The 22,659-nt window shown below is 35.3% G+C and carries 25 protein-coding genes; 20 read left to right on the forward strand and 5 right to left on the reverse strand.

What is annotated here, in order from left to right:
* Positions 1 to 22: 22 nt before the first annotated feature.
* From ACFOOI_RS00940 to ACFOOI_RS00955, 4 genes are all read left to right on the forward strand, one after another.
* A complete protein-coding gene (locus tag ACFOOI_RS00940) occupies positions 23 to 1,291 on the forward strand; it encodes a RagB/SusD family nutrient uptake outer membrane protein (protein ID WP_379833948.1) in 1,269 nt (422 codons plus the stop codon).
* A 75-nt stretch (positions 1,292 to 1,366) separates the two neighbouring features.
* Entirely contained in the window at positions 1,367 to 2,125 is a 759-nt protein-coding gene (locus tag ACFOOI_RS00945) for a DeoR/GlpR family DNA-binding transcription regulator (RefSeq protein ID WP_379833951.1), read from the forward strand.
* Between the two features lie 142 nt (positions 2,126 to 2,267).
* Complete coding sequence (locus ACFOOI_RS00950; RefSeq protein WP_379833954.1) at positions 2,268 to 2,636, forward strand: lasso peptide biosynthesis B2 protein; 369 nt, start codon at positions 2,268 to 2,270, stop codon at positions 2,634 to 2,636.
* Positions 2,637 to 2,639: 3 nt separating this feature from the next.
* Complete coding sequence (locus tag ACFOOI_RS00955) at positions 2,640 to 3,824, forward strand: nucleotidyltransferase family protein (RefSeq protein ID WP_379833956.1); 1,185 nt, start codon at positions 2,640 to 2,642, stop codon at positions 3,822 to 3,824.
* Here the strand turns inward: ACFOOI_RS00955 and cysC are convergent.
* The 3 genes from cysC to ACFOOI_RS00970 form a co-directional block, all read right to left on the reverse strand.
* Positions 3,811 to 4,320: an adenylyl-sulfate kinase gene (gene cysC, locus ACFOOI_RS00960; protein ID WP_379833959.1), complete on the reverse strand. Its 510-nt coding sequence runs from the start codon at positions 4,318 to 4,320 to the stop codon at positions 3,811 to 3,813. The two genes, ACFOOI_RS00955 and cysC, sit on opposite strands and share 14 nt — an antisense overlap.
* Positions 4,320 to 4,583 (reverse strand): PqqD family protein, encoded by a 264-nt coding sequence (locus tag ACFOOI_RS00965; protein ID WP_379833961.1) that lies wholly within the window; start codon positions 4,581 to 4,583, stop codon positions 4,320 to 4,322. Before ACFOOI_RS00965 ends, cysC begins: the two co-directional genes overlap by 1 nt.
* A 152-nt stretch (positions 4,584 to 4,735) precedes the next feature.
* Entirely contained in the window at positions 4,736 to 4,858 is a 123-nt protein-coding gene (locus ACFOOI_RS00970; protein ID WP_379833964.1) for a hypothetical protein, read from the reverse strand.
* Positions 4,859 to 5,264: 406 nt separating this feature from the next.
* On the opposite strand from ACFOOI_RS00970, the gene ACFOOI_RS00975 reads away from it, so the two are divergent.
* The 4 genes from ACFOOI_RS00975 to ACFOOI_RS00990 all read left to right on the forward strand — a co-directional run bounded on the left by ACFOOI_RS00975 (position 5,265) and on the right by ACFOOI_RS00990 (position 11,371).
* Positions 5,265 to 6,434, forward strand: a complete 1,170-nt coding sequence (locus ACFOOI_RS00975) for a DUF4856 domain-containing protein (protein ID WP_379833967.1) — start codon at positions 5,265 to 5,267, stop codon at positions 6,432 to 6,434.
* A gap of 75 nt (positions 6,435 to 6,509) precedes the next feature.
* Entirely contained in the window at positions 6,510 to 7,637 is a 1,128-nt protein-coding gene (locus tag ACFOOI_RS00980; protein ID WP_379833970.1) for an imelysin family protein, read from the forward strand.
* Positions 7,633 to 8,970 (forward strand): HTTM domain-containing protein, encoded by a 1,338-nt coding sequence (locus ACFOOI_RS00985; RefSeq protein WP_379840165.1) that lies wholly within the window; start codon positions 7,633 to 7,635, stop codon positions 8,968 to 8,970. Before ACFOOI_RS00980 ends, ACFOOI_RS00985 begins: the two co-directional genes overlap by 5 nt.
* Entirely contained in the window at positions 8,948 to 11,371 is a 2,424-nt protein-coding gene (locus ACFOOI_RS00990) for a TonB-dependent receptor domain-containing protein (RefSeq protein WP_379833972.1), read from the forward strand. The genes ACFOOI_RS00985 and ACFOOI_RS00990 overlap by 23 nt, the downstream gene beginning before the upstream one ends.
* A gap of 27 nt (positions 11,372 to 11,398) precedes the next feature.
* Here ACFOOI_RS00990 and ACFOOI_RS00995 read toward each other — a convergent pair whose 3' ends face one another.
* Positions 11,399 to 12,376: a YitT family protein gene (locus ACFOOI_RS00995; protein ID WP_379833974.1), complete on the reverse strand. Its 978-nt coding sequence runs from the start codon at positions 12,374 to 12,376 to the stop codon at positions 11,399 to 11,401.
* 307 nt (positions 12,377 to 12,683) lie between these two features.
* A complete protein-coding gene (locus tag ACFOOI_RS01000; RefSeq protein ID WP_379833976.1) occupies positions 12,684 to 13,139 on the reverse strand; it encodes a DinB family protein in 456 nt (151 codons plus the stop codon).
* Positions 13,140 to 13,387: 248 nt separating this feature from the next.
* On the opposite strand from ACFOOI_RS01000, the gene ACFOOI_RS01005 reads away from it, so the two are divergent.
* From ACFOOI_RS01005 to ACFOOI_RS01060, 12 genes are all read left to right on the forward strand, one after another.
* Complete coding sequence (locus ACFOOI_RS01005) at positions 13,388 to 13,657, forward strand: hypothetical protein (protein WP_379833979.1); 270 nt, start codon at positions 13,388 to 13,390, stop codon at positions 13,655 to 13,657.
* Between the two features lie 293 nt (positions 13,658 to 13,950).
* Positions 13,951 to 14,694: a hypothetical protein gene (locus tag ACFOOI_RS01010; protein ID WP_379833981.1), complete on the forward strand. Its 744-nt coding sequence runs from the start codon at positions 13,951 to 13,953 to the stop codon at positions 14,692 to 14,694.
* Positions 14,695 to 14,789: 95 nt separating this feature from the next.
* A complete protein-coding gene (locus tag ACFOOI_RS01015; protein ID WP_379833984.1) occupies positions 14,790 to 15,434 on the forward strand; it encodes a hypothetical protein in 645 nt (214 codons plus the stop codon).
* A gap of 246 nt (positions 15,435 to 15,680) precedes the next feature.
* On the forward strand, positions 15,681 to 16,364 hold the full coding sequence (locus tag ACFOOI_RS01020) for a transposase (RefSeq protein ID WP_379833987.1): 684 nt from the start codon (positions 15,681 to 15,683) through the stop codon (positions 16,362 to 16,364).
* Positions 16,365 to 16,516: 152 nt separating this feature from the next.
* Positions 16,517 to 17,035 (forward strand): GNAT family N-acetyltransferase, encoded by a 519-nt coding sequence (locus ACFOOI_RS01025; RefSeq protein WP_379833989.1) that lies wholly within the window; start codon positions 16,517 to 16,519, stop codon positions 17,033 to 17,035.
* A gap of 64 nt (positions 17,036 to 17,099) precedes the next feature.
* A complete protein-coding gene (locus ACFOOI_RS01030) occupies positions 17,100 to 17,462 on the forward strand; it encodes a nuclear transport factor 2 family protein (protein WP_379833992.1) in 363 nt (120 codons plus the stop codon).
* Positions 17,463 to 17,499: 37 nt separating this feature from the next.
* Positions 17,500 to 18,132, forward strand: a complete 633-nt coding sequence (locus tag ACFOOI_RS01035; RefSeq protein WP_379833995.1) for a LysE family translocator — start codon at positions 17,500 to 17,502, stop codon at positions 18,130 to 18,132.
* Positions 18,133 to 18,561: 429 nt separating this feature from the next.
* A complete protein-coding gene (locus ACFOOI_RS01040; RefSeq protein ID WP_379833998.1) occupies positions 18,562 to 19,254 on the forward strand; it encodes an NUDIX hydrolase in 693 nt (230 codons plus the stop codon).
* 72 nt (positions 19,255 to 19,326) lie between these two features.
* Entirely contained in the window at positions 19,327 to 20,166 is an 840-nt protein-coding gene (gene prs, locus ACFOOI_RS01045; RefSeq protein WP_379834000.1) for a ribose-phosphate diphosphokinase, read from the forward strand.
* Positions 20,147 to 20,677, forward strand: a complete 531-nt coding sequence (locus tag ACFOOI_RS01050; RefSeq protein WP_379834003.1) for an NADAR family protein — start codon at positions 20,147 to 20,149, stop codon at positions 20,675 to 20,677. The genes prs and ACFOOI_RS01050 overlap by 20 nt, the downstream gene beginning before the upstream one ends.
* A gap of 4 nt (positions 20,678 to 20,681) precedes the next feature.
* Positions 20,682 to 21,203: an O-acetyl-ADP-ribose deacetylase gene (locus ACFOOI_RS01055; RefSeq protein WP_379834005.1), complete on the forward strand. Its 522-nt coding sequence runs from the start codon at positions 20,682 to 20,684 to the stop codon at positions 21,201 to 21,203.
* 3 nt (positions 21,204 to 21,206) lie between these two features.
* Positions 21,207 to 22,655 (forward strand): nicotinate phosphoribosyltransferase, encoded by a 1,449-nt coding sequence (locus ACFOOI_RS01060; protein ID WP_379834008.1) that lies wholly within the window; start codon positions 21,207 to 21,209, stop codon positions 22,653 to 22,655.
* The last annotated feature ends 4 nt before the right edge of the window (positions 22,656 to 22,659 follow it).

Genomic DNA, 22,659 nt, shown 5'->3' on the forward strand with positions numbered 1-22,659 from the left:
CCATCTTAAAAAAACAGAAAAAATGAAGAAAAATATAATAATCTTAAGTGCTGCCTTATTGGGTCTAGGTGCATGTACTGGCGAATATCTCAATCCAGGTACGGCAAATGAGCAGCAGGTAATTACCAGTCAAACTGGGCTTATTGCGATGGTAAACGGCTTACAGCAAAAGTTTACGACTTCGAGAGCAGGAACTATTTATGCAGCAATAACAGCAGATGGTTTAACAACCAAACAACTGAAAGTGCTAAATGCAGGTAATACTGACGAGGTGTTGTTAGAATCGGGTGGTACTTCGCTCATTAATTCAAATGGGATTTTGAATAACCTTTGGAACCAAGCACATTTAACTAAGTCAAATGCGGATATCATCATAAAAAATATCAATAACGCACCAGACCCAGCTATAAAATCTGGTATTCTTGCCTATGCTCATACTTATAGGGCTTTGGCTTTGGGTACTTTGGCTACTTATTGGGAACAGGCTCCTATTCAGGTTGCTGCTAATGCACCTTTCAGCTCAAGAATCGATTTGTTAAAAGAGGCAATTAAATCGCTAGAAACTGCCGCAAGTACATTGACAGCGAATCCGCCAAGTGCTGGATTTACGAGTGGTGTAGTGGGTAGCATAAATATCACAAACACGGTTTATGCTCTACAAGCCAGATACAATTTAATGTTGGGAAATTACGATGCCGCTATTGCAGCTGCAAACAAAGTAAGTGACACTGCAAAAAGCGGGTTCAACTTTGATGATGTAAATCCAAATCCTATTTTCTTTAACACTTTTGGCAACAGAAACGTAACAGAGCCTAGTGCAGACTTTGGCTTAACGGGCACATTGGTGCCTACTGCTACGGATGGAAGAAAGGCATTTTATTATTCTGCAGGTGGTTCTACCAACCTTGGAAAAGCAAGTTTCTTTACTTCTAACACGGCAACTATTCCGGTTTATTTATTCGGTGAAATGATTTTGATCAAAGCTGAAGCGTACGCCCGAAAAAACAGTTTGACAGAAGCCGTATCAGAACTAAACAAAGTAATGACCAAAACCGTGGATGCTTGGGGAGTAGCAGCGGCTGGTACAGCATATGCAGGAGCAAATACGCAAGACGCTATATTGAATGAAATTTATCGCCAAAGATGTATCGAATTATTCTTGTCAGGAATGAGAATAGAAGATAGCCGTAGATTTGGAAGACCAGCATCAGAAAGAAGCAGGAATTTCTATCCTTATCCGCTTTCGGAGAGAAATAATAACACCAGCACACCAGCTGATCCTTCAAACTAAACAACCAAAGTGGGTCATTTTTAATTAAATGGCCCATTTTTTTTATTAATTTGCGACTTATATTTTAGCATTAATATGGTGGTATTACATAAAAAAGAGCGTAAAAGTTTAGAATTAAAACATATCAATATTCACTCCAGAGTAACCTTAAATGAGTTGGCCCAGCTTATGAATGTGTCAGAAGACACCATTAGGCGTGACATCCTTGAGCTTGCAGCTGAAAACAAAATTACCCGAATAAAAGGTGGGGCAATGGCTCTCGGAAATCAGTATATTCCAAAAAAAGACTCGGTAGGTTTTGAAGTAGAAAAGAAACAAATAATTGCTAAAAAGGCTCTTGGGCTACTCAAAGAAGGCATGCTGGTGCTTATCGGCGGAGGTACCACCATTCATGAACTCATAAATATTATCCCTGACAATTTCAAGGCCACTTTTGTAACTGCCAATCCTTTTACGAGTATTCAGTTGTTAGAAAAGCCAAACCTAGAAACAATCATTTTAGGTGGCAGAATTTCTAATTACAGTCAAACCGTAATTGGTGGCGATGCATTTTTGAAACTTGCGGAAATAAAAGCCGATTTAAGTATAATGGGAACCAACGCCATCGATGTAGAAGCTGGCGTAACGGATCTTGAGTGGGACAGTGTAGAGATAAAAAAAGCTATTTTTAGGTCATCAAAAAAAGTGGCGATTTTGGCAATCTCAGAAAAGCTAAATACCAAAATGAACCTCAGAGTATGTGGTATCAATGAAATTGACTACCTAATCACAGAGCTTGACCCCAAAGAAGCGGAACTAAAAGCCTACCAAGAAAGTGGAATTCAGATTTTATAAAGCTATTACTTAAAGTCGCGTGCAATTTTTTTATAAAAAATAAATGCATTGATAAAACTGATTTTCTTAAATTTGGTTTTATTCCAAAGCCCTGAAAAAAGCAAAACTCTTCTTATCATTAAGTTTTCGACGAAAAACACTTTTGTTGGCTTGTGTTCCATTGTCTTTATATACCTATTTGTTGATGCATTTCTTTAAGAAAAAAGCGAGGTTTGATTCTTGGAAATTGAATAGATTTGAATCAAAAAATGACTTGCAATTGGTGAAAGATATTTCGTTTGCCATAAATTTGATTGCTAAACATAGCCCTTGGGAAAACGTATGTAGGCATCAGGCTTACCAAGCCATTGTTTTGTGTAGATGGTATAAGGTTAATTCAAAAGTGTTTATTGGTTTTAAAAAAGAAGAGGATAATAAAATATCAGGACATGCTTGGACGGTGGTCAATGACACTATTATTACAGGTTTTTGTAATCCAGACGAGTATTTTATCCAAACAATTTATAGTTAAACTATGGTCTCAAAAGAACTTCAGATATTAATAGAATCTATCAAAGTGGTACTGCTCGATGGCTCAAAAGAGCACATTGAAAATCTCAGTAATGATTCCTCTATAGATTGGGATAAAGTAGATAAAATGCTGCAGTATCACCGAATAAGGCCTGTGTTTTACGAGGCTATGCGGAGAATAAAAATTCAAAACAAAGTCGTAGAATCAGCAGGGCGTTTTTCTAAAATTCAAGCCATAAAAAACCTGAATGAGATTCAAGAATCGAAACGAGTATTGCTTTTATTAAAAGCCGCTAGTATACCTGTAGTTCCTTACAAAGGGATACTTTTCTTAGAAAAGCTCTATCAAAACAATGCCCTAAGAGAGATAGGAGATTTAGATATTTTGGTAAAACCAGAAGACGCAGTTGAAGCTATGAAGGTTTTGGTGGCAGATGGGTATGAATTGGCGATAGAAAATGAAATTACAGATGCTTTATTAAATGAAATAATTGCTACTTTTCCTAGCCCTGAAATTGGATTAGATAAAACTTCAGCATTGGGAATGAATGTTCATATAGATTTCCATTGGGGAATAAATGAATATGAAGAGTATAATATAGATGCAGACAATATTTTTAACAACACAGAACTAGGGATATATCAAAAAGAGAATTTATTAATACCTGATAAATTTTCGATCTTTAAAATGCTTTTAAATCATCATGGAGGAAGAGAATGTTGGGTTAGGTTAAAGGATTTTGCTGATTTAATTGCATTTAAAAAGTCTTATCCTGAGATTACTGAAGATACTTTAATTAGTTTAGCAGCGGAATTGAAGATGAAGAAAATCTACAATGCTTCAAATTCTTTATTGAAAGTATTTTTTAGTGCCAATAATTTTAGAATTAAAGATTTGCCTGATTTCGATTCTTTGGAAAAGGTTGTATATCTATGGGAGTATAGTGTTCATTGGGATAAAGTGTGGCCCAAAATTATGGTTTTTAGAATCTATCGTAGGTTACAAGATGAATATTTAAGTTGGTATGCGTTTATTAAAAGTCAGATTTATTTTTTTTCAAAAGTTAATTTTTCTGAAAACAAAAGACCATTTGTTCTTCCCAAAAGATTCATATTTTTAAATGCAATTTCGAAATTATTAGGTTACCTAAATAGTCACTACATCCAACCCATTTTTAAGAAAAAATAATCTGGTAAATCTCCTCAACACATTCTTCGGGGTTTTTATCTTTTGTGAATATTGCCAAGTCAGCTTCTTTCGGAATGTCAAAGGGAGCACTGACGCCCGTGAAGTTTTGAATTTGGTTTGAGGCTACTTTTGAATATAAACCTTTCGGGTCTCTTTGTTGACAAACCGAAAGAGGCGTATCCACGAATATTTCAAAATACGAACCTCCTAAAATTTTACGATTGTTTTCTCTCATTTGGTCTAGGGGCGTTATCAGAGCTACTAAAACCCAATACCCTTCTGCTAAAAATAACTTTGCAGCTTCGGCAGTGCGGCGGCCATTTTCTATACGGTCTTCATCTGTGAAACCCAGATTGTTGTTTAGACCTGTTCGTAGCACGTCTCCGTCAAGCACAATGACTTTTTCGTTTTTAGAGATTTTATCTTTTAGGAGTGTAGAGAGCGTACTTTTGCCCGCTCCCGACAAACCCAAAAACCAGATGCATTTATTTTTCATCAATTAACCAATAAAAATTCTTTGTCTACAAGACTTTTTATTGAAGATTCTATAGCCAAAACACATGTTTCTTCGTCTACTTCAAATTCATTTAATAAAGATTCTTTGATGGTTTCCAGTGAATTACCATTGCTAATAGATTCGAAAATTTTAAACATGGTTTCGTTTAAAGTAACGTATTCGTTGTTTTTTTTGTCGAAGATAACGGCTTCGTCGCCTAGTTGAGAGAATAGTATTCTTTCCTCATTAATTATGTAATTCATGAGCTAAATGATTAATTAGTTAAAATGGTTTTTTTAAGAGCCTAAAGGTGCTAGTAAATCATGAATAACTTTAATTTCCATGACAGTCATTGCTGGGCTAATCCACGTTTTTTTAGAATTTGCCGACATATTTTTTATCGTTTTCATGTAAATTAACTGTTTAAACCGTCAGGTGCTAGTAAGGTTTTCCAGTCACTTTGGATTTCCATTTTCTCCATTTTAGGAGCAATCCATACCTTTTTCTTTGAAGAAATTTTGTTTTGCATAGTTTTCATTTAATTATGGTTTGAGTTATTCAAAACTATTACAAATTCCTTTATTTTGCTAATACGATACGGCATTTTGTTTCATATATTATCGAAAGGTACAATTACGTTTTTTTTTCAAAAATATAGCTTGTTTTCACGCGTTTGTGAAAATGGCTTCAGAAAATAAAGACTTTTCTGAATTTTTAAAACCTTACGTTTGGACAATAAGTTAATTAAACGATGTTACCTGAAGGGTTTTTAACTATTCTAATGATTTGTTTCACAATTCTGATGGGTCAAATTATAGCGTTCATAAATTCCTTATCTTTATTTAAATTAATTCTAAATAATGTTTGTTTTAAAATGATCCGTTCTTACATTTGTGACGTTATTTATAACAAGTCTAAATAAAATTTAAATCAAAACAGAACGAATGAAAACTTTAGTACGCCAATTAAAACTTAACTTTCTGGCACCTGCCATAGCTATATTTGCCCTAACTTCATGCGAAAAAGAAGAGGCTACGCCAAACTTAAGAGCAAACATTTCCTATACACAAGTAACTGACAGTACGCCTTACAAAAGTTTGTTTATTAGTGCCAATGGAGACTCTACAGTAGACCTAAAGTCGGGTAATGACAGATTGAAGATGTTCCAAGCAATTAACTATTACTTAGGAGAAGCCATAAGAAACAATAAAACGCTAGATGGAACTGTGATGATAAATATGTTTTCAAACACTGGAAATCCATTCTCAGATATAGCTTCTCTTAACCTTACTGGAGCAGCTCTAAATACTTCTGGTGTGCAATTAAGAAACATAACCGCAGCTTCCACAGCAGACGCAGAAACCGCCAGACTAAGACTAGAAACACTTTTTGGACAAATGGCGAATGTCAGCAAATCAGTAGGTGTAACTGCCAAAAAAGGGACTGCAGGCCAGCTAGGTAACTATTTAGTAGATGCCCAAGGAGTAGAAACCGCCCAAGTAATTCAGAAATCACTTATCGGTGCCTTTCAATTAGATTATATTTCTAATGTATTATTAGATAAAGGCTTAGACGCAGATAACTATTCACTTGTTTCTGGTAAGCCTTATACGCAGTTGGAGCATAACTGGGACGAAGCTTACGGTCTATTAACACTTAATCCTATCTATTTGGCTGGCTCTACTGATGCTGCCAGGGGAACTTCTGAGTCGTTTCTGGGTTCATATATTTGGGAATATAATAAGGCGAGCTATTCAAAAATTTATACTGCATTTTTGAAAGGACGTGTTGCTATTGTTAATAATGACAAAACAGAGTTAAAAACGCAAGCAACATTTATAAGAACAGAAATGGAAAAAGCCTTGGCAGCAGCGGCTGTTGGGTATTTGGGTAAATGGAAAACAGGAACTACGGATGCTTCAAGGGCACACGCTATAGGCGAGGGGCTTGGCTTTATATATTCATTAAGATATTGTGCACAGAACGGAGCTAATACAAAGTTTTCTGATGATATTTTAAATGCCTTGATTACGCCCACAACAGGGTTTTGGGATTTAACAAATGATAAAGTAAACGCAGCAGCAGATGCTATTACTTCAAAATTTAAATTGTAATTAATTATCAATTATATAAAATGGGGGTGGTTAACCTGCCCCCATTCTTTAAGTTTTAAGCAACTATCAACAACAATGAAAAAGTACTTTTTGCCAATAATTACTTGTATGCTTTTAAGCTGTGGCGATGGCTCAGAAACCACCACGCCTGAAACCGTAGATCAGGGAAAAGATCGAGCCTTGGTTTTGGCTCATTATGCTGACAATATTATTATTCCTGCATACACTAATTTTAAAGTAAAGTTTGATGTAATGAAAACTAAGTCAGCAGCGTTTACCGCAAAGCCTGATTTAGCCACACTCACTGAATTTCGAGCTGCTTGGATTGATGCTTACACAGAATGGCAAAAAGTAGAATTGTTTGATTTTGGCCCAGCCGAAAAAGAAACTATACGTAGTTTTTATAATATTTATCCCACCAATGTCAACAACATCCTAGAAAACATTGACAACACAAGTGCTAATCTCGAAGTGCCGGCTTCGTATGCCAATCAGGGTTTCCCTGCTCTAGATTATTTGTTAAATGGGGTAGGGGTCACAGATGCTCAAATTCTAGCTTTTTATACCGCTAATTCGGCACAAGGTCAAAAACGACTAGCATACATTACCCGTCTAACTGATAGAATGAGTTTGCTTTTGACCAAAGTCACTACAGACTGGAACGGCACATATAGAGACACTTTTGTTTCAAAAACCGGTTTGGATATCGGATCATCTACTTCATTGATGATAAATGGGTTAGTGCTACATTACGAGCGTTTTATTCGTTCAGGCAAATTTGGGATTCCTTCAGGAGCAATGCTCAATGGCGTGGTTTCACCCGAAAAGGTGGAGGCTTTCTACAAAAAAGACCTTTCAAAAACCTTGGCTTTAACTGCCCACCAAGCCTATGTAGATTATTTTAATGGGAAAAACTTTAAAACTGGAGTCGAAGGACCTTCTATTAAAACATACATGGATGAGCTAAAAGCTAAAGATGCGGTTTCTGGAAAAATGCTTTCGGAGCTAATTAATGCTCAGTTTGAAGTAAGTAAAACTAAAATAAATGCCTTGAAACCTAACTTCTACGAAGAAGTGAAAACCAATAATACGGCCATGCAGGCGGTATATACCGAAATGCAAAACGTAATAAAAATGCTAAAAGTTGACATGACTTCGGCTATGAGCATAACCATAACTTATACAGACAACGACGGTGATTAAAGCCTACTTTAGTAAAATAAGCTCTGCTGCTCCTTTAGCCGTGTTTCGAATTTGTTTTGGACTAATGCTCTTTGGAAGTATAATCCGTTTTTGGAGCAAAGGCTGGATAGCCGACTTATATATTAAACCTCAATTTTTCTTTACCTACTTCGGTTTTGAATTTGTTAAACCCTTGGGCCAATACACCTACATACTATTTTTTGTGTGTGGGTTTTCGGCTTTGTGTGTAGCGTTTGGCTTCATGTATCGCATTTTCTCGGTGCTTTTGTTTTTAAGTTTTACTTATATCGAGTTAATTGACAAAAGCACGTATCTAAACCATTATTACTTCATAAGTTTAATGTGTTTTATCTTAATGTTTTTACCCGCCAATGTATATTTTTCCGTAGATACATTTCGAAACAAAAAACTTGAAAATTCCTATATTCCCCAATGGAATATTGATGTGCTTAAACTCATGATGGCCATTTTGTATTTTTATGCGGGATTAGCCAAAATTAATTCAGATTGGCTGTTACATGCACTCCCATTAAAAATTTGGTTGCCAGCCCGAAACGATATGTCTGTCATTGGTTTCCTTTTTAACTATGCATGGGTTCCGTATTTGTTCAGTTGGTTTGGCTGTATATATGACCTCAGTATTCCTTTTTTACTTTGGAAAAATCGCACACGACCATTTGCTTATTTGGCGGTTATTGTGTTTCATTTACTAACGGCCATTTTGTTTCCAATTGGTATGTTCCCTCACATCATGATAGTGGCAGCTTTAATATTTTTCTCTCCAAATTTTCATCAAAACATTATTGATAAACTCTCTAAGTGGTTTAGATTATCGAAAACTAATAATCTGAATTTAAATACATATATAGCCCCTAGTTTCACCAAATGGGTACTTCTTGTTTTTTTTCTGTTTCAAATTGTGTTTCCTTTTCGTTATTTGGTCTACCCGGGTGAATTGTTTTGGACCGAAGAAGGCTACCGCTTTTCGTGGCGAGTGATGCTAATGGAGAAAGCCGGCTATGCTCAATTTACAGTAAAAGATGATTCAGGAAAGAAAACTGTCGTAAACAATAATAATTTTCTAACCACACTTCAAGAAAAGCAAATGAGCACCCAGCCAGACATGATGCTGCAATACGCTCATTTTTTAAGAGATTTTTATAAAAAACAAGGCTTTAAGTCGCCCAAAGTGTACGTGGATTCGTATGTAGCATTAAATGGCCGCTTGGGCAAAACGCTCATAGACCCATCAGTAGATTTAGCCAAAGAAAATGATTCGTTTAAACATAAATCGTGGATTTTACCCCTCAATGACACTATCAAAGGTTTTTAAGAGTATCGTATTTGTATGTATATGTTTTGGGGCAAATGCCCAATTCAGTATTTCGGGAGTAGTAAAAATCCGGAAAAGCAACAACCCAACACAAGGATGCCGTGTTAGTCTCAATGCAGGTTCGCCATCTACAGTTACTGACGCAAATGGCCGTTTTGTTTTTAATGACCTACAATCGGGTGCATATCAGCTTCAAACGCTATTTCCTGAGTTTCAATCTGTAAAACAAGATGTAGTTATTTCTGACCAAAATATTGAATTAGAGATCTTGTTAGATACGCTGTATAAAACCCTCGACGAGGTGGTTGTAAGCCAAAAGAAATCAGACTTTGGTTTTACCCGTATGCGTGCTGTAGAAAATATGGGGATTTACGAAGGTAAAAAAACAGAAGTAATCTTGCCCGAACAGTTGGTTGCTAACTTAGCTACTAATAATGCCCGCCAAGTATTTTCAAGGGTAGCGGGTCTTAATATTTGGGAAAATGACGGGGCAGGTCTTCAACTCAGCATAGGTGGCAGAGGTCTTGACCCAAATCGAACTTCTAATTTCAATGTCCGCCAAAACGGCTACGATATCAGTGCAGATGCCCTAGGTTATCCCGAAAGTTACTACACGCCGCCGATTGAGGCCGTGGGCAAAATTCAGATTGTGCGTGGAGCGGCTTCGCTACAGTACGGCACACAGTTTGGAGGGCTCATAAACTTCGAAATGAAAAAGCCCATTCAAGACAAAAAAATAGAATTGGTGGCTCGCCAAAGTGTAGGTTCTTTTGGCTTTTATAATACGTTTACGAGTGCCAGCGGTACGCTCAAAAAACTAAGTTATTATACTTTTTTCCAATACAAAAAATCAGAAGGGTGGCGACCAAACTCCAGTCTAAACAGTGTAAATTATTATGCTGATATTGACTATAAATTCACGGAAAACACCAGTATAGGTCTTGACTTTACCCACAGCGATTACCTCGCTCAGCAGCCCGGTGGACTAACAGACGCCATGTTTGCGGCAGATCCAAGGCAGTCAAATCGCGAACGAAACTGGTTTAAAGTAAATTGGAATCTGTGGGCGGTCCATTTTGATCATAAGTTTAATCCTTCTAACGAATTTAACCTGCGTGTCTTTGGGCTTTCAGCGTATAGATATTCATTGGGTTTTCGACCAAATCGAGTAGCAAGTGTGGACGATAATTCGGCGAGAGATCTAATAAAAGGCGATTTCCTGAACTGGGGGGCGGAGGCTCGCTATCTCAAACGATATTTTGTGGGCGACAAGCTGTTTGTTTTCTTGCTGGGCGGTAGATATTATGACGGCTTTAACCACAGTGTGCAGGGGCTTGGTAGCACAGGCAAAGATGCTGACTTTAAGTTTTCAAATTTCAATGAAGGGATAGCCAACGATTACCGTTTCCCTAATAATAATGCCTCGCTTTTTATAGAAAATATTTTTTATCTGACAGACAAGTTTTCGGTTACTCCCGGTATAAGGTATGAGTATATCCATACCAAAGCCGAAGGTTTTTACGGCAGCATTCAGTTTGATTTGGCCGGAAATATTATCTCAGCTTCGCGTACTGACGAGGTTCGGAATAACGGCAGACAGTTTGTGCTAGGCGGTGTGGGTTTAAGTTATAAGCCTACTCCACATTTAGAGATTTACAATAATATTTCTCAAAACTACAGGTCCATCACCTTTAGCGACATGCGAACCGCCAACCCTTCGGCGGTGATTGACCCCAACCTAAAAGACGAAAAAGGCTACTCACTAGACCTTGGGCTGAGAACTTACGAAACTACCTTTTACAATTTTGATGTTTCGGCGTTTTACCTCAACTACAACAACCGCATAGGCGAAGTGCAGTTTGCTGATGCCAGTAATCGTGTTTTGAGAAGAAGAGGTAACATTGGCCAAGCAGTAATAATGGGCCTCGAATCATACGGGGAAGTTGATTTTCTTAGAATCACAAACCCCAAAAATCAAAATTTGAGTGCAGTAGTTTTTGGTAATGCTGCATTTATCCATTCAAAATACAAAAAGAGCGAAATAGCAGGTATAGTAGGTAAAAAAGTTGAGTTTGTACCAAATGTAAACCTAAAAACAGGGCTAAGAGTAGGCTACAAAAAACTAAAAGGCTCGTTTCAATATACGTACCTGACCGAGCAATTCACAGAGGCTACCAATGCCCGCGAAGGCGGAGTTTCAGCAGTAGTCGGAATTATACCTTCCTATTATATAATGGACTTGAGTTTGTCGTACGAGTTCAAGAAAATCAAGTTAGAAGGAAACGTTAACAACTTAACAAATAACTTTTATTTTACACGTAGAGCCACCGGATACCCAGGTCCGGGTATTTTACCATCTGATGGCCGAAGTTTCTTCTTGAGTTTTCAGGTTAAAATATAAATAAAGAAGTTTTTTTTGTAGTAGCCATCAATGATCCAGCGGACGTTTTTTTATCATTCCGCCTTTGGTGTCTTTCACGCTATTCATCACTATAAACGCTATCGGATCTATTTTCTCAAGTTCAGTGGTTAATTTGTTTTGTTCCAAGCGAGTTATAACGGTATATATTATCTCCGCATCAATGGTTTCGCCTCGTTTGCCAAAACCTTTCTTGCCGTTGTAAATTGTTACGCCTCGTCCCATTTTATTGATTATCATCTCTCGTATTTCGTCGCTATTGCCTGAAACTATCGTCACGCCGATGTATTCCTCTATTCCTTCTACTATAAAATCCAAGGTTTTGGATGCCGCCAAATACGTAATCATGGAATATAAAGCTACCTCTATTCCCAAAAAATAGGCCGCCACACTAAATATCACCACGTTTATGGTGATAATTACGTCGCCAATTGTAGCTCCGACTTTTCTGCTCAAATATATCGCAAGCACCTCTGTTCCGTCTATTACCGCTCCGCCTCTTATAGAAAAACCGATACCAGCACCTAGAAAAAAACCTCCGAAAACTGCTACCAAAAGGTTGTCATTGGTCACGTTAGGGAAAGTCACCGTGGCCAACACCAGCGACAAACCCGCTATGGCCATAGACGTCCGAAACGCAAATCTGCTACCCACCACATGATAGCCCATCACTACAAACGGAAGATTTACACAGATAATCAGATAGTGAAGTGGAATTTTGGTCAAAGCCGAAATTAATAATGACACACCGGTGGCTCCGCCGTCTATAAAGTGGTTGGTTAGCAAGAAACCTTTAAAGCCAAATGCCGCCAAAAATACACCTATAGTAATCAGGAAAAGGTTTTTAACCTCTCGCCTAAACATAATTTGGAAGGTTCGATACCCCCGCATAAGTTCAAATTTTGTGTATTTTCGCTTCGCAATGCCATTTTCTTTTCGGTCACGCAGTACGGTTTTAGTGACGACTTTTATCCAAAATGAATTCATATTTTTCTAGTGGCTATTTGTAATTTTTATAACTTTTGTTTTTCTCAAAATGTACAACAAAAGCCTTTTTTCTCCGATTTTATAACTGAACAGATTTCCTAAACCAAATTTACAAAATCAGTAGGCTAATCTTACATTCTCTTTTAACTTAAAACGTACATTTTAATCTAATTTTTATAACGACAACCTCCAATGTTTTCAGAATTCCTTAATATCAATTTTTATTCTTCCAAAAGTTCAATTCACGCTTTAAGACAAATCAAAAGATAGGTCAAATGTGCAATTTTTTCTCCTTTAAAAAGCTTCCTCACAAAAACTTTCTGATATTCAGCATCATGCCCAAGTGCATGCCTTCGTGGTAGTTATTAAACTCAAAAGCATCAGCCACCGTAGCCAAATTAAAGCCCGTGCCGGTAGTCCGCTCATTGTATCGCTCAAACTTACCCGCCGCAAAGTCCGCCTCCGTTTGTGGAATCACCGAAAGTAGTAAATCTTTCAATACCGATACCTGCTGTTCAGTTGTTTGTCCGCTCGGTTTAGTGCCAGGTTTATACAATTCCATTAACTCAACGGGTATGTTTGCTTCCAAACCACAACCCCTGTAAATAAGCGATTGCTGAGCCACCACTATGTGCCCTAAGTTCCAAACCAAGTTATTGCTAAAACCGGCTGGTGTAAGGTTAAGCTGCTCAATGTTGTAATTTTCAATAAGGTCCGAAATGATTTTTCGATTTGTTTTCCAGATTTTTAAAGTGGCTTCCATGTGTTTTATTTTTTATTTGGGCAGCCGGGCAGGCTCTCGGCACTCGCTCTTTTATTCGGCGGCTATCGCCAGCCAAATAAAAGGAGCTCAAACAAAGCCTCCATCCTTGCTGCAATGTACAAGTGTTAAAATAACCCAATTTTCAAAAGTAAGATTCCTTTTAATAGCGGGTGTTTTTTTTTGGTATTTAAATTGGAGATTTCAGAATATCAAATCTTAAGCAAATACCATATCTATAATTATGAGAGATGGGCCAAATCGCTGAAAAATATTGGTATGAAATACCTGAACATTTCCCATTTGTAAAATTGGAGGCATTTGTGATAATGCCCAATCATGTGCATGGAATTATCGTGATTGATAATACAAATGAAGGCATGGCTGCTAATAATTCAGATAATGCTGAAAAATTAATATTGAAATCAATAATTCAAATACCACCCCACACGCAGTACAGACGCCCGACTCGGGCGTCTCTGCGTGTGGAATCATTTAATTCCCATTGCAGAATCATTTGAAAAATTCCGGAATTATATAAATACTAATCGCAAAAAATAGATTGATGATAAATTTTGCACGTGACGAAATACGAAATTTATTATTTGATATGAATATTTCCATAATTGCCAATTCACTAAAATATTCTTAAAATCAATGGCATTTTTTTTTAATATGTAGAAGAATAGAATAAGTAAAATAAAAAAAATCAAAGAAAAATAATTGGTATAATCATTGAAGCAAATTCTTTTGATACGAGTCAAAATAGATCGTTTTTTATCTTACTTGGTATTAGGTGTTTTTTTAAAAATTAATGATAAAACTATTGTTTCCTGTGAGAAAATCTAAAGCATACATCTTTCTAATATTTGTTTTCATCCTTTCTTTAGGATGTATAAATGAAAAATATGTTTCTAAAAACTATGTTCCAATAAATAAAAATACGATTGGTTTTTTAAAACCTTTAAGCCATATAGAACTCATAACCGAAAAGAATTTATTAGTTTATGACCGCGATATATCTTCAAAAGCATCAGATATTTTAATGCCCAAAATTTATGATATTATGGGAGAAAACAAGAAAAAGAAACAAGTTTTCCTGGGAAAAGATGTTTTAGAAGATCTAGCTAAAAGAATATCGAGTTTAGAGTTAAGTTTAAGTAAAGCACAAGACAAAAAAGGGAGAGAAGACATAATTGGGTCATTTATTTTGCCTGAGTCATATTCATTACTTTTTTCGGAAAATAATATTGATCAGTTGGTGATTTCTCAAATCGAAGGTTTTACAAGAACCAAGGCAAATTTTAGAAGTGAATTAGTTAAAAATATCAGTGCACAAGTTGTAACTTTAGGGGTGTATCGACCCGTATCGTACAAAGCGAATACTACCTTACATGTTTGGGTAATTAACGCTCATTCGAGGAAAATTGATTTCCGAAATATGAATAGTAATTACACAGAACCCTTGGATGAATATCATCTAACAAATAATGTTTGTGAAGTCATGCAAGGCATGTTTTCTTATAAATCAGAGCTTGGTCAATGCTTTCATTATTGAATAATTCTTAGTATGCTAACCTTTAAAAATACGAATTTCTATATTTATAATTATATTATTTTAAATCGGCGAAAACTTTTAAAGTTTAAGCATAAATGAAATCGAAGTACGTACACTTAGTTTTTGTAATTTTTGGACTTTGGTTTATTTCCTGTTCTAGTGATATTCCCGATTCTAAAAAGGTAATTGTCATTCAGCCATTCGGTGATTTTAAAACATCTATATCAAAGGAAGTTTATCGTCAAATAAAAAAAATATACCCAGCTACAGTATTAAAGAAGTCTGTTTTACTTCCCCAGCAAGCGTATTATGCTCCACGCAATCGCTATCGAGCTGATAGTCTTATACGATTTTTAGGTCAGAATAATAAAGGAGATTCAATAGTGATTGGCTTGACAAATAAAGACATTAGTACCACAAAAGGGAAAACTGCAGATTGGGGAGTTATGGGTTTAGGGTATTGTCCGGGAAGGTCGTGCGTAGTGTCTACATTTAGGTTATCAAATAAAAATGCGGCTGAACAGTTTTATAAAGTGGCTATTCATGAGCTAGGACACACACAAGGACTAAAACATTGCCCTATTAAAAACTGCTTCATGCGAGATGCAGAAGGAGGAAATCATTGCCCTATTAAAAACTGCTTCATGCGAGATGCAGAAGGAGGAAATCATTTGAATGAAGAAATTGGCTTTTGCAATGCTTGTAAGCAAACACTTTTGGAGCGTGGTTGGCTATTATAATTTTGATTTAGTTTCTATTTTTATTGGTAATGCTTTGGTTTTTAATCATTTAGCCACCTGTTTGATCTATTTTCTTCTTTTCTTGCTTTTGATAATTATATAAAAAAGTGCATTTTTGTTAAAAGAATGTATACGATTTCATTTCGAAACTATCTTATTTCGACCGCACAATGAAGCTCGTTAAATCGGAGGAATCTCTTTCAGATAGCTTCTTGAAATTTTAAAATAATCCAAACAATAAAACAAATGGCAGATAAATTTAAAAACAAATACCGAATTCCATCTTCCAGACTACAAACATGGGACTACGCTGCAAATGGTTTATATTTTGTGACGATATGCACCGCAAATCGGGAACATTTTTTTGGTGATATAAAGACAGCTGATTTTGAGGAAATAAACTCAAATTCAACCCCTTACTTAAAATTATCCGAAATGGGCCAAATCGCTGAAAAATATTGGTATGAAATTCCCGAACATTTCCCATTTGTAAAATTGGAGGCATTTGTGATAATGCCCAATCATGTGCATGGAATTATCGTGATTGATAATACAGATGATGGCATTGCTAAAAAATCATCTGATTCGAAAAAAAATGAAATCAATAATTCGGATACCACCCCACACGCAGTACAGACGCCCGACTCGGGCGTCTCTGCGTGTGCAATGGGGACGGATTTGGCATCTTCCAATACGAAATCCACCCAAACCGCCGCGGCATCCGAAAAATGGAAACCCGGAACTTTAGGCGTGATTATAAACCAATATAAACGTATTGTGACCATAAAATCGCGGGAAATCCATGCTGATTTTGGATGGCAATCTCGATTTCACGATCATATAATTCGTGATGCAGGATCATTTGAAAGAATTAGAAATTACATAATCAATAATCCCCAAAAATGGATTGAAGACAAATTTTATACATAGCCAATTTTATATTTCGTTTTACTTACCGTGTTTACTTTAAGCTTTATTATTGCGGATATTAACAAGTATTTTTTAGATTTTTAAAAAGAAAAGTACTTTTCAAAAAATGAGCATTTAAATTATTTGTTAGTTTTAAGATATATTAAATAAAAATGGAAAAAATGGAAGTACAAAAAGCCGAAATCTCTGATTTAGAAATCATTAAAAACATAGGCAGGCTAACATTTTTTGAGACATTTGCAGAAGTTAATACTGAGGCAGATATGAACACCTATTTGGATAAAAGCTTCTCTGATGAAAAGTTAAAAGAAGAACTTTTAGATCCTAATTCTGAGTTTTATTTTGTTTTAGATGACGAAAAAGTAATTGGTTATTTGAAGATTAATTTTGGAAGTTCTCAAACCGAACAAAAGGATAAAAATAGCCTAGAGATTGAGAGAATATACGTTTTAAAGGAATATCATGGGAAAAAAGTGGGGCAAGTGTTGTATGACTGTGCCTTGAAAATTGCTAAAGAAAAGCAGGTTGAATTTGTATGGCTAGGTGTTTGGGAGAAAAACCCAAGGGCTATAAGTTTTTATACAAAAAACGGGTTTGAAGCTTTTGATAAGCATGTTTTTGTTTTAGGCACCGATGAACAAACAGATATAATGATGAAACTAACCTTATAGTCATTAAGTGTGTTTTTTAGTTTAATTCTGTTTTTTTCTATCGAATTCAAAACCCAAACCGAAAATGACAAATAAAGAAAAAGCGATCTCGTTTTTAACACTTGCTGGCACAGGTATGGTGCAAGAGGCCTATGAAGCTTATGTGAGCCCTGATTTTATACATCACAACCAATATTTTGCGGGCGACCGTGAATCACTAAAAGTGGCGATGGAAGAGGCTCACCAAAACAGTCCCAACACAGGAATTGAAATTAAAAAGGTATATGAAGATGGTTTGACTGTAATCACGCATTCGCACGTGGTTAAAACCGATATGGAAATTGCGGTTTTGCATATTTTTAGATTTGAAGAGGGCAAAATAGTAGAGCTTTGGGATTTAGGTCAGGTTATGGATGCCAATTCACCGAATGAAAATGGGGCTTTTTAAATTCAATCGTAGTTCATTTTTCAATCATTAAGGATTTATGTTTGGAATTATAAATTTCGGAGCATTTTTGTTTGCAGGTATATTGCTAAACTTGACACCAGGTGCTGACACTATGTATATATTAGGGCGGAGTATTTCTCAAGGTAAAAAAGCCGGAATTTTGTCTGCACTCGGCATTTCTACCGGCTCCATCTTTCACATAGTTTTTGCCACTTTAGGTCTGTCAATTTTATTGGCTCAGTCTGCTTTGGCTTTCGAAATTGTAAAATATTTAGGAGCAGCGTATTTGATTTTTTTAGGAGTCAAATTATTCATTCAAAAAAGCTCAAAAGGTTTTAAGTTAGACCTAGAACCCCAAACCATCAATTACAGAAAAGTATATCTTTCGGGAGTATTAACTAATGTTTTAAATCCTAAAGTAGCCTTGTTTTTCTTGGCTTTTTTACCACAATTCATCGATCCAAACTATGTAAAAAGTCCAGTACCTTTTCTGATACTCGGGCTTACTTTCTTGCTCACGGGTACTATCTGGTGCCTTATTTTAGCAATTTTCGCCTCAAAACTTTCAAACAAAATCAGGCAAAACTATAAAATCAAAACATGGATAGACCAAGTAACGGGCTGTGTCTTTATTTTGCTAGGTATTAAATTGGCGTTTTCGGAGAGGTAAATTTTAGAGATTTAAAATGAAAAAGAAATTTATTCTCTCCATACTATTTTCGTCGGTATTGTTTCTCATTGTAAGATTCAATTTTGGAGTATATGTTCATGATGAATTTTTAGAAAAGCATATATTTCTAAAACATAGACCAATCTGGAAATGGAGGTTTTATTCCCCGATTCGCCAAAGTGATCAAAAAATAGAGGACTTGTTACCAGAAAAGCAATATGAGCAAAAAATGTTCAATGAATTTGTATCGGATCAAAGCTTATCGAGGTAGTCAATCTTTAGCATAAATATTATTTTTACGAAACTAAAAAATTTAATATTCCTCACATTAAAATCTAAAATGTTTACCTACGAAAATAGTTTAAATAATCGCAGCTGACCTTTACAAATGTTATTTCTATATTAGCGTAATATATACGCATATTATTAATGGAGATTGTACAAAATATTAAAATTGCAGTAGATGCTATAGTTTTTGGTTATTCCGAAAATAAATTGAATGTTTTGCTTATCAAACAAAAGTTTGGAATTCTTAAAAACCAATGGGCATTAGTTGGAGGATTCGTAAAAAATGAAGAAACTTTATTTGAGGCGGTAAATAGAGAGTTACTAGAAGAAGCTGGAATTAAAGTAAACTATTTAGAACAACTTTTTACTTTTGGTGATGATATTAATCGCGACCCAAGGTTTAGGGTTATTTCTATTGCATATTTTGCATTGGTTAATTCAACTAAATTAATATTAACTGCAGATACTGATGCCGAAGATGCCAAATGGTTTCCTATTAATGAATTACCTACTTTGGCATTTGATCACCTTGAAATATTACAAACTGCCAAGGAAAGGCTTCAAAGTAAACTTACATATCAACCAATAGGCTTTGATTTACTTTCGAAAGAGTTCCTTTTTTCTGATCTAGAAAATTTATATTGTATTATTTTAGAAAAAGAAATAGATAGGAGGAATTTTAGAAAAAAGATATTGAGCTTTGGGATAGTAGAAGAAACAAATAAGTATGGACTTAAAACTAAAGGAAGACCTGCGAAGCTTTATAAGTTTAATAAGCTTAAATACAATAAGTTACTAAAAGAGGGTTTTTTGTTTGATATAAATTTTGCGTAATTATTACACAAAGTATTTGCTGGTAGAAATAATGATTGTATATTTGCGTAATAATTACACAAAATAAAAATAATGATATTAAATCTAGACGTAAATTTCAAACCTATAGTAGGTGATGAGATTAAATTTGAAAGCTTCACATTCTCTGGAGGGGAGCCACATATTAAAATCAATTCTGATTTTGATAAATCTAAAAATATCACAATTACTCACAGGCTAAATTCATTCAATGATTTAGGCTTACTTTGTTTAGCCGTAGATGCTCTTCGTAGAATGGAAGCTAAATTAGACACTTTAATTATTCCTTATTTCCCATCTGCAAGACAAGATAGGGTAATGGTTAGAGGTGAGGCACTTTCAGTAAAAGTTTATGCAGATATTATTAATGGATTCAAGTTTAGGAAAGTGTATGTTTTCGATGCTCATTCTGAAGTTACAGCAGCAGTTCTTAACAATTGCGAAGTAATAACAAACCACAAATTTATAGAAAAAGTAATTCAAGTAACAGGAACAGAAGTTTTACTTATTTCTCCAGATGGTGGTGCACTTAAAAAAATCTATAAAGTTTCGGAATTTTTAGGTGGGATAGATGTGGTAGAATGTAGCAAAAGTCGAAATGTTAAAACAGGAAAACTATCTGGTTTTAAAGTCTATTCAGAAGGTTTACAAAATAAAGACTGTTTAATTGTAGATGACATCTGCGATGGGGGAGGAACATTTATCGGTTTAGCTGAGGAGCTTAAAAATAAAAATGCAGGTAAACTTTTTTTAGCGATTAGCCACGGTATTTTCAGTAAAGGCTTTGATAGTTTAACGTGTTTTGAACGAGTTTTTACAACTGATTCATTCAAAACACTTGAAGGTGAATTTCTTACTCAAATAAAGCTATCTAATGAAATATTCAGTAAATAAACTTAAAGAAAATAATGAATTTCTTTTCTTTTGGGGACATACTCCTTCAAAAAGTGGAAAAGTTTCTAAATCTTGCTTCAGTCAGTGGTGGGAGGGTGCTTTTGTAGTAGAAGAAAAAGAGTATAAAACTGCTGAACATTGGATGATGGCCAAAAAAGCTGAACTTTTTAAAGACGACGAAACACTACAGAAAGTTTTAAATTCAGAGACAGCTTCGGATGCTAAAAAGGCAGGAAGGGAAGTTAAAGGTTATATTGATAAAATATGGATGAAAAATAGGTTTCAGATAGTTAAAGAAGGAAACCTTCATAAATTTAGCCAAAACCAAGAGCTTAAAATGTTTTTATTAAATACTGAAAACAAAGTACTTGTAGAAGCAAGTCCGTATGATCCATTATGGGGAATAGGTATGGCTGTAAGCCATACTGAAATAAACAAACCGGAAAAATGGTTGGGGCTTAACTTACTAGGTTTCGCACTTATGGAAGTAAGAGATGAATTATCATTATAATACTATGTTAGTAGAGGTTATAAAAGGTGATATTACGGATTTAAAAGTGGATGCTATAGTAAATGCGGCAAACTCTTCACTATTAGGTGGAGGTGGTGTTGATGGAGCAATTCATAGAAAAGGGGGAAGTCAAATTTTAGAAGAATGTATACAAATTAGGAATAAACAAGGAGGTTGTAGTATTGGAAAAGCGGTGATTACTCCTGCTGGAAATTTACCTTCTAAATTTGTTATTCATACCGTCGGTCCATATTGGAATGGCGAAAGTGTAGAAAATCGGAAATTATTGGCGGAATGCTATTTGAGTTGCTTGAACCTTGCGATTAAAAACAATATTAGAACAATTGCCTTTCCAAATATAAGCACAGGGGTCTATCATTTTCCTAAAGAAATTGCTGTGGAAATAGTGATTCAAACCATTAAAGGTTTTATAGACAAGGAAAAAATAGACAAACTAATATTTGTGTGTTTTGACGATGAGAATTTTTATTTGTACCGACAAAAAATTAAAATTATAAATAAGTAAGAAATGAACCCACTACTACTCACAGATGGCTACAAAGTAGACCATAGAAGACAATATCCAGATGGAACCACCTTAGTTTATTCAAATTGGACTCCAAGAAAGAGTCGTATAGAAGGTGTGGAAAAAGTTGTTTTTTTTGGATTACAATATTTTATTAAAAAGTACATTTTAGAAGATTTTGAAACTCATTTTTTTAATCAGCCCAAGGAAAAAGTTGTTGCAGAATATAGTCGATTAATCAATAATTACTTAGGGGAGAATCAAGTTGGTACAAAACATATTGAAGATCTTCATGACTTAGGGTATATACCAATGGTGATAAAAGCATTACCAGAAGGGGCGTGTGTACCAATTAGGATACCAATGTTTACGATGTACAATACCTTGCCGGAGTTTTTTTGGTTAACAAATTATTTCGAAACTTTGGTTTCTGCTGTAGTTTGGATGCCTTGCACTTCTGCAACTATTGCAAAACAATATAGAAAAGTGTTAGATAAATTTGCAAATGAAACCTCATCAGTTCCTGAGTTTGTAGATTGGCAAGGTCATGATTTTTCAATGAGAGGTATGGCTGGTATTGAGGCTAGTTTAATTTCAGCTTGTGGTCACTTATTGAGCTTTAGCGGTACAGATACTATTCCCGCTATTAGTTTTTTAGAGCATTATTATAATGCTAATTCAAACAATGAATTAATTGGAGGTTCAGTTTCCGCAACTGAGCATAGTGTAATGTGTATGGGAACAATTGAGGATGAAATTGGAACTTTCAGAAGGTTGATTTGTGAAGTATATCCGAAAGGAATAGTCTCTATCGTATCTGACACTTGGGACTTATGGAAGGTTCTAACTGTTTACATGCCAGAATTGAAAAATGAAATATTGAATAGAAATGGCAAAGTGGTGATTAGACCTGACAGTGGCGACCCGGTTGATATTATTTGTGGCAATCCAAATGGTATTAATGAAAATGAAAGGAAGGGGGTAATCGAATTACTCTGGGAAACTTTTGGTGGTTCAGTTAACTCTAAAGGATTCAAAGAGTTGGATTCTCATATAGGAGCAATTTATGGAGATAGTATTACAGTTGATAGAGCAACTCAAATTTGTGAACGACTTAAACTAAAAGGATTTTCATCCACAAATGTAGTTTTAGGTATAGGTTCATATACATATCAGTATAATACTAGAGATACTTTTGGATTCGCAATGAAAGCCACCTATGGTGAAGTAAATGGGGAAGGTAGGGAAATCTTCAAAGACCCTATAACAGATGATGGAACTAAAAAATCAGCAAAAGGTCTTATGAGGATAGATTTAGCAAATGAAACATATGTTCTAACCGATCAAGTTACTTGGAATGAAGAGGAACAAGGCGAACTCAAAGAGGTTTTTAGAGATGGAAAATTACTTTTAGATCAAACTTTATCTGAAATTAGATTGCGATTGAAGTAAATAG

Origin of the sequence: Lacihabitans lacunae, assembly GCF_042649125.1 — a bacterium.
Classification (GTDB): Bacteria; Bacteroidota; Bacteroidia; order Cytophagales; family Spirosomataceae; genus Leadbetterella; species Leadbetterella lacunae.